The sequence below is a fragment of the Enterobacter cloacae complex sp. 385G4 genome, from assembly GCF_057320665.1.
Genome location: NZ_JBXWDD010000002.1, coordinates 137534 through 149454 on the forward strand (window position 1 = coordinate 137534; position 11921 = coordinate 149454).

Consider the following 11921-nt stretch of genomic DNA (forward strand, 5'->3'; position numbering starts at 1 on the left):
GGGTAAGGCGCAGCCGCCACCCGGCATCAGAAGGCAAGATTATTTATGACGCTGACGCAGGCTCATCAGCACGGCGCCAAAGCCGAACAGCGCGGTCAGGATCCACAGCGGCCAGTTGCCGGTGCGGGCGTATGGCGTCAGGCCCGTGGTTGGCGTGACTTTGGTTGTCAGCACTTCACGGGTGAACTGTGGGATCATGGCCTGGATTTCGCCCTGCGGGCCAATCACGGCGGTGATGCCGTTATTGGTGCTACGCAGCAGCGGACGCGCCAGCTCCAGAGAACGCATGCGCGCCATCTGGAAGTGCTGCCACGGGCCAATCGATTTACCGAACCACGCATCGTTGGAGATGGTCAGCAGATAGTCGGTGTCCGGGCGGAAGTTATCGCGCACCTGCTCGCCGAGGATGATTTCGTAGCAGATGGCGGCCGTCAGGGCCAGACCGTGCGCGTGGAGCTGGGGCTGAACGTACGGACCGCGGCTGAAGGAGGACATCGGCAGGTCAAAGAACGGTGCCAGCGGACGCAAAATAGACTCCAGCGGCACAAATTCACCGAACGGCACGAGGTGGTTCTTGTTGTACCGGTCGGTGGAGTGGTAGCTATATTCGCTGTCTTTGCCGAGCGTAATAATGGTGTTGTAGGTGTCGTAGCGGTTCTGCTGATTCAGGCGCGCATCAACAATGCCGGTAATCAGGGTGCTGCCGCGCGCCACCAGCAGATCGTTCATCATGTTGAGGAACGGCTGCTGGTTAATTTCCAGATCGGGAATAGCGGATTCTGGCCAGATAATCAGCTGTGATTTGCCCATCACCTCTTCGGTGGCGTTGGCGTAGATCTTCAGCGTGTTCAGCAGCTCTTTTTCGTCCCACTTCATGGACTGTGGGATATTCCCCTGCACCATGGACACCTGCATGGCGCGCTCGGGCTCGGGCGTGAACCACTGGATATAGCGCAGCGGGAAGGGCAGGGCGAACAGCACCAGGGCCACAGCCAGCGGCTTCCAGCCGCGCGTGACCAGCGCCAGTACCAGCAGGCCGCTCACCACCATCAGCAGGAAGTTAATGGCTTCAACGCCCATTACCGGTGCCAGACCTTTCAGCGGGCCGTCAATCTGGCTGTAGCCGAACTGCAGCCACGGGAAGCCGGTCAGCACCCAGCCGCGCAGGAACTCGGTAATCTGCCAGACCACTGGCGCGGCAATGGCGACACGCAGCCAGGTGGTTTTAGGCCACAGGCGAGAGAGAATTCCGGCGAACAGACCGGTATAGAGCGAGAGATAGGCGGCTAGCAGGACGACCAGGAAGACGTTAACCGGCCCCGGCATCCCGCCAAACTGTGCGATGCTGACGTAGACCCAGTTAATGCCGGAGCCAAATAGCCCCAGCCCCCAGAAGTAGCCGATCGCAGCGGCCTGTACCGGACGACGATTCAGGGTTAACCCCTGAAGCCCCATCAGGGAGAGAATGGCCGCGGGCCAGATATCGTAAGGAGAAAAAGCCAGCGTACCGCTGGCTCCGAGTAACAGCGCCAGCAGCAAACGGACGCGCTGGCGTTCAAGCAATGGGGCAAATGCCATTTACATTAATCTTCCAGTTTTGGCACCGGTGAATCGTCCGGCGTTCTGACGTGAACCTGTATAATACGTCGGCTGTCGGCCATTGCCACTTTGAACTGGTAACCGTCGATGTCAACGGTCTCACCGCGCGCCGGAAGATGGCCAAAGGCCTGCATCACCAGCCCGCCAATGGTATCGACCTCTTCATCGCTGAAGTGGGTACCGAAGGCGTCGTTGAAATCTTCAATCGAGGCCAGCGCGCGCACGGTCCAGGTGTGGCGGCTAAGCTGACGGAAGTCGATATCTTCTTCTTCGTCGTACTCGTCTTCGATTTCGCCCACGATCAGCTCAAGAATATCTTCGATCGTGACAAGACCTGAGACACCGCCGAATTCATCAATAACAATCGCCATGTGGTAACGCTGAGAGCGAAACTCTTTCAGCATCCGATCCACACGTTTACTTTCCGGCACGACCACGGCCTGGCGTAACACTTTTTCCATGCTGAAGGCTTCGGCATCGCTGCGCATAAACGGCAGCAGATCTTTGGCCATCAAAATCCCTTCGATGTGATCTTTATCTTCGCTGATGACCGGGAAACGCGAGTGGGCGGATTCGATGATCACATCGAGGCACTCGTCCAGCGTCTGGTTACGTTTCAGGGTGATCATCTGCGAGCGGGGGATCATGATGTCGCGGACGCGCTGGTCGGCAATGTCCATGACCCCTTCGAGCATTTCGCGCGTATCTTCGTCGATAAGGTCGTTCTGCCCGGAATCACGAATCAGCTCCAGCAGTTCATCACGGTTTTTCGGCTCGCCGTGGAAAAGCTGGTTCAGAATGAGGGAGAAAAATCCCTTTTTACTGGTTGTCGTGTCGCTACTGTGTGAATTGTCGTCGCTCATGGCGTTTGTTAAGGGTTCTCTTGTTAGTTCAATGTTAACCGCCGCGCTATGTCCCTGCGCGGCGGCATGGTAGTCAGTAACTGACTATTCTTTCTCGGCAATGTACGGATCCTCATAGCCCAGAGCAAGCATTATCTCTGTCTCAAGGGACTCCATCTCTTCCGCTTCGTCATCTTCAATGTGGTCGTAGCCCAGCAGGTGCAGGCTGCCATGTACCACCATATGCGCCCAGTGAGCTTCCAGCGGTTTCTGCTGCTCTTTGGCTTCCTGCTCAACCACCTGACGGCAGATGATCAGATCGCCCAGCAGCGGTATCTCAATACCCGGCGGCGCTTCGAACGGGAAAGAGAGCACGTTGGTTGGCTTATCTTTCCCTCGGTAGGTCAGGTTAAGCTCATGGCTTTCCGCTTCATCCACCAGGCGAATTGTGACTTCCGATTCTTCCTGAAACTGGGGGATTACCGCATCCAGCCATTTCTGAAACTGTGCCTCTTCTGGCATGCCGGAATTGTCTTCACATGCCAGCTGTAAATCGAGGATCACCTGACTCATTTCTGTTCTTGCTCCTGCGCTTCGCGCTTACGTTCAGCGGCCTGTTCGGCCCTGCGTTTTTGATCCGCCTCTTCCCAGGCTTCATAGGCGTTAACGATGCGCGCGACCACCGGGTGGCGAACGACGTCTTCACTGTGGAAGAAGTTAAAGCTAATTTCGTCTACCTCTGACAGCACCTCAATGGCGTGGCGCAGGCCTGATTTAGTGCTGCGCGGCAGGTCGATCTGGGTAACGTCACCGGTGATCACCGCTTTCGAGTTGAAGCCGATACGCGTCAGGAACATTTTCATCTGTTCGATGGTGGTGTTCTGGCTCTCATCGAGAATGATGAACGCATCGTTGAGCGTACGGCCGCGCATGTAGGCGAGCGGGGCCACTTCGATCACGTTACGTTCGATCAGCTTCTCCACTTTCTCGAAGCCGAGCATCTCGAACAGCGCGTCGTACAGCGGGCGCAGGTAAGGGTCCACTTTCTGACTCAAATCGCCCGGCAGGAAGCCGAGTTTTTCACCCGCTTCAACGGCGGGGCGGGTCAGCAGGATACGACGGATCTCCTGACGCTCCAGCGCATCCACCGCAGCGGCAACCGCCAGATAGGTTTTACCCGTCCCCGCCGGACCCACGCCGAAGGTGATGTCATGGTCAAGAATGTTGGCGATGTACTGTGCCTGGTTAGGCGTACGCGGCTTGATGACGCCACGCTTGGTCTTGATATTGATTGCCTTGCCGTAGTCCGGCACGCTTTCCGCGCTCTGCTCAAGCACGCGCGCCTCTTTAATGGCGAGGTGGATCTGTTCCGGCTCGATATCCTGAATTTCGCCGCGCATCGGGGCGGTATCGACATACAGGCTGCGCAGAATATCTGCTGCCGCGTTGACGCAGATAGGGCGTCCGGTGAGTTTGAAATGGTTATCGCGACGATTGATTTCGATACCCAGACGTCGCTCCAGTTGTTTGATGTTGTCATCAAACGGCCCGCACAGGCTCAGCAGGCGAGCGTTGTCTGCGGGCTCAAGGCTAATTTCACGCGTATCTATGTTCAAACTGTTCCTCTTTAAATGGTTAACTGACCCGCTGCCATACGGCGCAATAGAACGGTCATTACCGAAATTATTCACGCCACAGAATAAAGGCGCAAGCGTTGCGGTAGATATTGGGGGTGATGAGAGGAAATACAAGGCCTGCCGAAGAGGCAGGCCTGAAGGATCAAGGCTGGTAAATCCCAACGCCAGAATCGTTTTCTTTGCGGGTACGAGAAATAACGGATTCCGGTGACTCGGCAATACGCAGGCCCATTTCGTCCTCGGTGCGTACCACCTTCGCGCGCAGCGAGTTGGTCAGCACTTCGACAATTTCGACGTCCACAAATTTACCGATCATGTCCGGGGTGCCTTCGAAGTTCACCACGCGGTTGTTCTCGGTACGACCGGACAGCTCCATGATGCTCTTGCGGGAGGTGCCTTCCACCAGAATGCGCTGGACGGTGCCGAGCATGCGGCGGCTCCAGGCGTTGGCCTGCTGGTTGATGCGTTCCTGAAGAATATACAGACGCTGCTTTTTCTCTTCTTCCGGCACGTCGTCAACCATGTCGGCCGCAGGCGTGCCAGGACGCGCTGAGAAGATGAAGCTGTAGCTGACGTCAAAGTTCACTTCACCGATGAGCTTCATGGTGCGCTCGAAGTCATCAGCGGTTTCGCCTGGGAAGCCGACGATAAAGTCAGAGCTAATCTGGATATCCGGGCGCGCTTCGCGCAGCTTGCGGATGGTGGATTTGTACTCCAGCACCGTATGCGGGCGGCCCATCAGGTTCAGCACGCGGTCAGAGCCGCACTGAATCGGCAGGTGCAGGAAGCTCACCAGCTCTGGCGTATCGCGATAGACGTCAATAATGTCGTCGGTAAACTCCATCGGATGGCTGGTGGTAAAGCGAATACGGTCAATGCCGTCAATCGCGGCTACCAGGCGCAGCAGTTCGGCAAAGCTGCCGGTGGTGCCGTCGTAGTTCTCGCCGCGCCAGGCGTTAACGTTCTGGCCCAGCAGGTTCACTTCGCGAACGCCCTGCGCGGCAAGCTGCGCAATTTCAAACAGAATGTCGTCCGCAGGGCGGCTGACCTCTTCACCGCGGGTGTAAGGCACCACGCAGTAGGTACAGTATTTGTTGCAGCCTTCCATGATCGAGACGAAGGCGGTCGGGCCATCGGCGCGCGGCTCTGGCAGACGGTCAAATTTCTCGATCTCCGGGAAGCTGACGTCAACGACTGGGCTACGGTTGCCGCGAACCTGATTGATCATCTCCGGCAGGCGGTGCAGGGTCTGAGGACCAAAGACGATATCCACATACGGGGCTCTCTGGCGGATCAGCTTACCTTCCTGCGACGCGACGCAGCCACCGACGCCAATGATCAGGTCCGGATTTTTCCGTTTGAGAAGCTTCCAGCGGCCTAACACATGAAAGACTTTTTCCTGTGCTTTTTCACGAATTGAACAGGTGTTCAGCAGCAGCACATCGGCTTCTTTCGCATTTTCAGTCAGCTGGTATCCGTGGGTGGTATCCAGCAGATCGGCCATCTTGGATGAATCGTATTCGTTCATCTGACAGCCCCAGGTTTTTATATGGAGTTTTTTAGTCATCGACTTGCTCAGCTCAGGATTGCAAGCCGCGTATTGTAATGCTTTGGTGGGGTTGTGACCAGTATGAAGGTTGTGTGTCTCAGGACCGCAAAAATCCGGTAAACTTAAGGGATTCTCCAATAAGGAAAATTGACCATGACACTCCAACACACCGAAGTTGCCGTTGTCGGCGGCGGTATGGTCGGCGGCGCGCTGGCGCTGGGGCTGGCGCAGCAGGGATTTGATGTAACCGTTATTGAACAGGCGGCTCCCCCGGCATTCGATCCCGCCAGCAAACCGGACGTGCGCATTTCCGCCATCAGCGCGGCGTCCGTCGATCTGCTGCGCGGCCTGGGCGTCTGGGAGGCGGTGCAGGCGATGCGCGCGCACCCTTACAGCCGCCTTGAAACCTGGGAGTGGGAAAATGCCCACGTGTCGTTTGACGCCGCCGAGCTGAAGCTGCCGCGCCTGGGCTATATGGTGGAAAACAACGTGCTCCAGCTGGCGCTCTGGCAGGCGCTGGAGGCACATCCGAAGGTGACGCTGCGTATGCCTGCGTCACTTAAGGCACTGCATCCTCATGAAAGCGGCTATTTGCTGACGCTCGACAGCGGCGATGAACTGGCCGTGAAGCTGGTCGTCGGGGCCGATGGCGCTAACTCGCAGGTCAGGGAGATGGCGGGTATTGGGGTTCATGCCTGGCAATATCAGCAATCCTGCATGTTAATCACCGTTCAGTGTGAGAATGCGCCGGGCGAAAGCACCTGGCAGCACTTTACTCCGAACGGCCCGCATGCATTCTTGCCGCTGTTTGATAACTGGGCTTCGCTGGTGTGGTACGACAAACCGGCGCGCATTCGCCAGCTGCAGGGGCTGTCGATGGAGCAGTTGCAGCGCGAGATCCTGCTTCACTTCCCGAGCCGCCTTGGCAACGTGACGCCAGTCACCGCAGGTGCATTCCCGCTCACGCGCCGTCATGCTTTACAGTATGCCCGAGAAGGGCTGGCGCTGGTGGGCGATGCGGCACACACCATTCACCCGCTGGCGGGGCAGGGAGTCAACCTTGGATACCGTGACGTCGATGCGTTAGTGGACGTGCTGGGCAACGCACGCGCTCACGCGGAAGCCTGGGCCAGCCATCAGGTACTGAAGCGCTACCAGACGCGCCGTATGGCGGATAACTTCATCATGCAGTCAGGGATGGATCTGTTCTATGCCGGTTTCAGCAATGACCTGGCCCCGGTGCGCATTCTGCGTAACATTGGCTTAATGGCGGCAGAGCGTGCCGGTGGGCTGAAGCGTCAGGCCCTGAAATACGCCCTCGGACTCTAATCTTAATTCCCTCTCCCGTGGGAGAGGGGTAGGGTGAGAGCATCAGGCCGCGCTATTCTGAGCAACAAAAACAAAAAAGCCCGCAGAGCGGGCTTGTTTGTTTTAAGTGGCTGGGGTGCAGGGATTCGAACCCCGGAATGCTGGTATCAGAAACCAGAGCCTTACCGCTTGGCGACACCCCAATTGCGTTAAACAGACTGCTTAACGACTTTTAAATTGGCTGGGGTACGAGGATTCGAACCTCGGAATGCCGGAATCAGAATCCGGTGCCTTACCGCTTGGCGATACCCCAACAATTTTTTATTACCGAAACAAATCGATAATCTTAATTTGGTGGCTACGACGGGATTCGAACCTGTGACCCCATCATTATGAGTGATGTGCTCTAACCAACTGAGCTACGTAGCCAGTACTGCAGTCTTCGATGGCTGGGGTACCTGGATTCGAACCAGGGAATGCCGGTATCAAAAACCGGTGCCTTACCGCTTGGCGATACCCCAATACCGCGGAGAACCGCAAAATCGAAGAAATATGGCTGGGGTACCTGGATTCGAACCAGGGAATGCCGGTATCAAAAACCGGTGCCTTACCGCTTGGCGATACCCCATCCGTGCAACGCTTACCCGGGAATGGTGCGGGAGGCGAGACTTGAACTCGCACACCTTGCGGCGCCAGAACCTAAATCTGGTGCGTCTACCAATTTCGCCACTCCCGCAAAAAGATGGTGGCTACGACGGGATTCGAACCTGTGACCCCATCATTATGAGTGATGTGCTCTAACCAACTGAGCTACGTAGCCATCTTTTTTTCGCGTTACCTTATCGGCGTTGCGGGGCGCATTATGCGTATAGACCCTTGCAGCGTCAACACCTTTTTCAACGAAAATAGCCGGAATGTGACTGTTTGGTTAGGTTGCGAACAGCGTGACCGAATATTCGGCAATTATTGGTTATTAATCGATTTTTGGTGGTGAAATGTGAGGCAAAAAAAACAGGCCCCTTAGGAGCCTGTTTGAAATCGTTGTGATTATTTGTAGGCGGACTGGTGAACGCCTACCGCACGCCCCGATGGATCGTTCATCGCCTTGAAAGATTCATCCCATTCAATGGCTTTCGCGGATGAACAGGCCACTGACGGACCGCCAGGAACACACTCGGCAGCGCTCGGCACCGGGAACAGTTCTTCAAAGATCTCACGGTAGAGGTACGCTTCTTTCGAGCCCGGCGTGTTGTACGGGAAGCGGAAGCTTGCGGTTTCCAGTTGCTGGTCAGAAATCTGCTTCGCCGCCACCTCTTTCAGGGTGTCGATCCAGCTGTAGCCAACGCCATCAGAGAACTGCTCTTTCTGACGCCATGCCACGCTCGCCGGCAGGTAAGATTCAAAACATTCACGCAGGATATGTTTTTCCATTTTGCCGTTGCCGCACATTTTATCCTGCGGGTTGATGCGCATCGCCACGTCGAGGAATTTCTTATCCAGGAACGGCACGCGCGCTTCCACGCCCCAGGCCGACATCGCTTTGTTGGCACGGGCACAGTCGAACATATGCAGCGCCTGCAGCTTACGCACGGTCTCTTCATGCAGCTCTTTGGCGTTTGGCGCTTTATGGAAGTACAGGTAGCCGCCAAACACTTCGTCAGAACCTTCGCCGGAGAGCACCATCTTGATGCCCATCGCCTTGATCTTACGCGACATCAGGTACATCGGCGTGGAGGCGCGAATGGTGGTCACGTCATAGGTTTCAATGTGATAGATCACATCGCGGATCGCATCCAGACCTTCCTGCACGGTGAAGTGAATTTCATGGTGCACGGTGCCGAGGTGGTTTGCCACTTCCTGCGCGGCTTTCAGATCCGGTGCCCCTTCCAGGCCCACGGCAAAGGAGTGCAGCTGCGGCCACCAGGCCTCGGAGCGCTCCTGATCTTCCACGCGACGAGCCGCGAATTTCTTGGTGATCGCGGAGATCACGGAGGAGTCCAGACCGCCGGAGAGCAGTACGCCGTAAGGCACGTCTGACATCAGGTGGCTTTTCACGGAATCTTCCAGCGCCTGACGCAGCTCGGCTTTATCCGTCACGTTGTCTTTCACCGCGTCATAGTCAAACCAGTCGCGCTGGTAGTACGAACGGATTTCACCGTCTTTACTCCACAGATAGCTGCCCGCCGGGAACTCTTTGATGGTGCGGCAGACCGGTACCAGGGCTTTCATTTCGGACGCGACATAGAAGTTGCCGTGTTCATCGTGACCCATGTACAGCGGGATAATACCGATATGGTCACGGCCAATCAGGTAAGCGTCTTTTTCGCTGTCGTACAGCGCGAAGGCAAACATGCCCTGCAGGTCGTCGAGAAACTCGGGACCTTTCTCCTGATACAGCGCCAGGATCACTTCACAGTCAGAGCCGGTCTGGAAGGCGTAGCGGTCGCCGTACTCGGCGCGCAGCGCCTGATGGTTATAAATTTCACCGTTGACAGCCAGCGCGTGCGTTTTTTTCTCGTTATACAGCGGCTGTGCACCGGCGTTGACGTCAACAATAGACAGGCGTTCGTGAGCCAGAATCGCTTTGTCGCTGGCGTAAACGCCTGACCAGTCCGGGCCGCGATGGCGCATCAGGCGGGACAATTCGAGTGCTTTTTTACGCAGTTCGCCCGCGTCAGTTTTAATATCCAGTACGCCAAAAATTGAACACATAACCTTCTCCGTTAACCCTGTTGCATTGTGATGTTGCTTGCTTATGAAAATGCCGCAAAAGGGGGGAGGGGCGCAAGGGTTTTACGGGCCAAAACGGAAAAAGTGCAATAGTGATTGCTGAATAGTGAAAAAAGAGTACGTCAAACATCCTTTTATTGATGATTATGCAATGAAAAGGGTTTTTTTTTAGATGGTGTTTTGTTTGTATAAGCTGAAAATGAAAAACCACGCCCTGGGACGTGGTTCAGAATCAAATAACGTCGATTTCGTCGACAGAGGGGTAAATCCAGCTTGGTCGGAAGGGCATCGTATCGATGTCATCAAGCTGCGAGACGCCAGAAAGTACCAGGATGGTTTCAAGCCCTGCCTGGAAGCCAGCCAGAATATCGGTGCGCAGGTTGTCGCCAACAATGACGGTTTCTTCTGAGTGTGCCTGCATCGTATTCAACGCGGCGCGGATGATCCATGGGCTCGGTTTGCCGACAACAAAAGGCTTACGGCCCGAGATTTTTTCAATACCGGCGCACAGCGCGCCGCAGGCCGGATAGAAACCACGGCCGTGCGTATCCGGGTTGGTAGCAATAAAACGCGCACCATTGGCGACAAAGTAGGCTGCTTTATGCATCATCTCCCAGTTAAAGGAGCGCGTTTCTCCCACGATCACAAAGTCCGGGTTCACATCGGTAATGGTAAAGCCTGCTTTATACAGCTCGTGGATCAGCGCGCCTTCACCGACCACGTAGGCTTTTTTTCCTTCCTGACGCTTCAGGAAATCCGCCGTTGCCATTGCGGAGGTATAAAACACGCTGTCCGGCACGTCGACGCCTGCGGTGGCAAAGCGATTCGCCAGATCCTGACCGGTTTGGGAAGGGTAGTTCGTGAGTAGAACCAGTGGCATTCCTTTGTCGATGATGCGGTGAAGAAACTCCGCAGCACCCGGCACGGCAACGTTGTCGTGCATCAGCACGCCGTCGATATCACAAATTACATTCTTAATGGTCATGGACATTCCGACATCAAAAAAAGAAGGCGTTACTATAAGGTCCGATCAGGATTCCAGCAAATGCTGGAGCAGGATCCCGTTGAGCATGGCGCGCTTGACCAGCGCAAACGCGCCAATCGCCGAGCGATGGTCAAGCTTCGAACGAACCACCGGGAGGTTCTGTCGGAATGCTTTTAGCGCCTGGGTGTTGATACAGCCTTCGATGGCGGGCAGCAGCACCTTTTCCGCTTCAACAATCTCTCCGGCGATCACCACTTTCTGCGGGTTAAACAGGTTAATGGCGATGGCGATGGTTTTCCCCAGATGGCGACCTACCTGCTCGATCACCTCACAGGCCAGCGCGTCGCCTTTATTGGCGGCTTTGCAGATGGTGCCTATCTTGCAATCGTCCAGCGTGACGCGGCTTTGATAACCCTGCTCAAGCAGGTGGCGAACGCGCTGCTCGATGGCCGTGTTGGCGGCGATGGTTTCAAGGCAGCCGAAGTTGCCGCAGTGGCAGCGTTCGCCGAGCGGTTCAACCTGGATGTGGCCGATCTCGCCAACGTTACCGTTACGACCAATAAAAATACGGCCATTGGAGATAATGCCTGCGCCCGTACCGCGGTGTACGCGCACCAGAATAGAGTCTTCACAGTCCTGACTCGCACCAAAGTAGTGCTCAGCCAGCGCTAAAGATCGAATATCATGACCGACAAAGCAGGTCACCTTAAAGCGTTTTTCCAGCGCGTCGACCAGCGCCCAGTTCTCAACCTGAATATGCGGCATGTATCGGATCACACCGCTTTCCGGGTCGACCAGACCAGGCAGAATGACGGAGATGGCGATCAGTTCGCGGATCTTGCGCTGACAGCTTTCAATAAAGTGCGCGATAGTATTCAGCAGCGCGTGTTCCAGCGTCTCCTGAGTGCGCTCGGGCAGCGGGTAGTGCTCTTCCGCAATGGCTTTGCTGCTCAAATCGTACAGCGTGAGCGTGGTGTCATGACGACCAAGCCGGACGCCAATGGCCTGAAAGTTACGGGTTTCGGTAATGATGGAGATGGCGCGGCGGCCCCCGGTGGAGGCCTGCTGATCGACTTCTTTGATCAAACCGCGCTCAATGAGCTGGCGGGTAATTTTTGTCACGCTGGCGGGAGCAAGCTGGCTTTGTTCGGCTATCTGGATCCGCGAGATTGGACCATGTTGGTCAATCAGGCGATAAACCGCCGCACTGTTAAGTTGTTTAACGAGATCGACATTACCGATTTGAGCTTGTCCGCCTGGTGTCATACTTT

Annotated in this window: 9 protein-coding genes and 7 tRNA genes; 1 reads left to right on the forward strand and 15 read right to left on the reverse strand. The window is 55.8% G+C overall.

All coding sequences use genetic code 11. The annotated features are described in order from the left end of the window. Positions 1 to 39: 39 nt before the first annotated feature. The 5 genes from lnt to miaB form a co-directional block, all read right to left on the reverse strand. A complete protein-coding gene (gene lnt, locus AC2FAJ_RS08545; protein ID WP_045630864.1) occupies positions 40 to 1578 on the reverse strand; it encodes an apolipoprotein N-acyltransferase in 1539 nt (512 codons plus the stop codon). 5 nt (positions 1579 to 1583) lie between these two features. After that, positions 1584 to 2462, reverse strand: coding sequence for a CNNM family magnesium/cobalt transport protein CorC (corC, locus tag AC2FAJ_RS08550; protein WP_021242574.1), 879 nt, complete (start codon positions 2460 to 2462; stop codon positions 1584 to 1586). A gap of 84 nt (positions 2463 to 2546) precedes the next feature. Beyond that, complete coding sequence (gene ybeY / locus AC2FAJ_RS08555; protein WP_095452923.1) at positions 2547 to 3014, reverse strand: rRNA maturation RNase YbeY; 468 nt, start codon at positions 3012 to 3014, stop codon at positions 2547 to 2549. Continuing rightward, positions 3011 to 4057 carry a PhoH family protein gene (locus AC2FAJ_RS08560; RefSeq protein ID WP_028012349.1) on the reverse strand — a complete coding sequence of 349 codons (1047 nt, stop codon included), beginning with the start codon at positions 4055 to 4057 and terminating at the stop codon, positions 3011 to 3013. Before AC2FAJ_RS08560 ends, ybeY begins: the two co-directional genes overlap by 4 nt. A gap of 163 nt (positions 4058 to 4220) precedes the next feature. Continuing rightward, positions 4221 to 5645: a tRNA (N6-isopentenyl adenosine(37)-C2)-methylthiotransferase MiaB gene (gene miaB, locus AC2FAJ_RS08565; RefSeq protein WP_028012350.1), complete on the reverse strand. Its 1425-nt coding sequence runs from the start codon at positions 5643 to 5645 to the stop codon at positions 4221 to 4223. Positions 5646 to 5780: 135 nt separating this feature from the next. Between miaB and ubiF the strand changes: the two genes are divergently transcribed. After that, positions 5781 to 6956 (forward strand): 3-demethoxyubiquinol 3-hydroxylase, encoded by a 1176-nt coding sequence (gene ubiF / locus AC2FAJ_RS08570; protein ID WP_045630863.1) that lies wholly within the window; start codon positions 5781 to 5783, stop codon positions 6954 to 6956. Positions 6957 to 7063: 107 nt separating this feature from the next. Here ubiF and AC2FAJ_RS08575 read toward each other — a convergent pair. From AC2FAJ_RS08575 to nagC, 10 genes are all read right to left on the reverse strand, one after another. After that, a tRNA-Gln gene (locus AC2FAJ_RS08575) sits at positions 7064 to 7138 on the reverse strand. 35 nt (positions 7139 to 7173) lie between these two features. Then, a tRNA-Gln gene (locus AC2FAJ_RS08580) sits at positions 7174 to 7248 on the reverse strand. A gap of 39 nt (positions 7249 to 7287) precedes the next feature. Beyond that, a tRNA-Met gene (locus AC2FAJ_RS08585) sits at positions 7288 to 7364 on the reverse strand. A 17-nt stretch (positions 7365 to 7381) separates the two neighbouring features. Then, positions 7382 to 7456: transfer RNA gene (locus tag AC2FAJ_RS08590), tRNA-Gln, on the reverse strand. Between the two features lie 32 nt (positions 7457 to 7488). Then, positions 7489 to 7563: transfer RNA gene (locus AC2FAJ_RS08595), tRNA-Gln, on the reverse strand. Between the two features lie 23 nt (positions 7564 to 7586). Further along, positions 7587 to 7671, reverse strand: a tRNA-Leu gene (locus AC2FAJ_RS08600). A 7-nt stretch (positions 7672 to 7678) separates the two neighbouring features. Beyond that, positions 7679 to 7755, reverse strand: a tRNA-Met gene (locus AC2FAJ_RS08605). A 227-nt stretch (positions 7756 to 7982) separates the two neighbouring features. Beyond that, complete coding sequence (asnB, locus tag AC2FAJ_RS08610) at positions 7983 to 9647, reverse strand: asparagine synthase B (protein WP_041910781.1); 1665 nt, start codon at positions 9645 to 9647, stop codon at positions 7983 to 7985. A 250-nt stretch (positions 9648 to 9897) separates the two neighbouring features. Next, positions 9898 to 10650 (reverse strand): ribonucleotide monophosphatase NagD, encoded by a 753-nt coding sequence (gene nagD / locus AC2FAJ_RS08615; RefSeq protein WP_028012353.1) that lies wholly within the window; start codon positions 10648 to 10650, stop codon positions 9898 to 9900. Between the two features lie 45 nt (positions 10651 to 10695). Then, positions 10696 to 11916: a DNA-binding transcriptional regulator NagC gene (gene nagC / locus AC2FAJ_RS08620; RefSeq protein ID WP_028012354.1), complete on the reverse strand. Its 1221-nt coding sequence runs from the start codon at positions 11914 to 11916 to the stop codon at positions 10696 to 10698. Positions 11917 to 11921: the final 5 nt, after the last annotated feature.

Coding starts and splice junctions, on each gene's coding strand:
- lnt (WP_045630864.1), bottom strand. CDS start 1,578: ATGGCATTTGCCCCATTGCTTGAACGCCAGCGCGTCCGTTTGCTGCTG.
- corC (WP_021242574.1), bottom strand. CDS start 2,462: ATGAGCGACGACAATTCACACAGTAGCGACACGACAACCAGTAAAAAG.
- ybeY (WP_095452923.1), bottom strand. CDS start 3,014: ATGAGTCAGGTGATCCTCGATTTACAGCTGGCATGTGAAGACAATTCC.
- miaB (WP_028012350.1), bottom strand. CDS start 5,645: ATGACTAAAAAACTCCATATAAAAACCTGGGGCTGTCAGATGAACGAA.
- ubiF (WP_045630863.1), top strand. CDS start 5,781: ATGACACTCCAACACACCGAAGTTGCCGTTGTCGGCGGCGGTATGGTC.
- asnB (WP_041910781.1), bottom strand. CDS start 9,647: ATGTGTTCAATTTTTGGCGTACTGGATATTAAAACTGACGCGGGCGAA.
- nagD (WP_028012353.1), bottom strand. CDS start 10,650: ATGACCATTAAGAATGTAATTTGTGATATCGACGGCGTGCTGATGCAC.
- nagC (WP_028012354.1), bottom strand. CDS start 11,916: ATGACACCAGGCGGACAAGCTCAAATCGGTAATGTCGATCTCGTTAAA.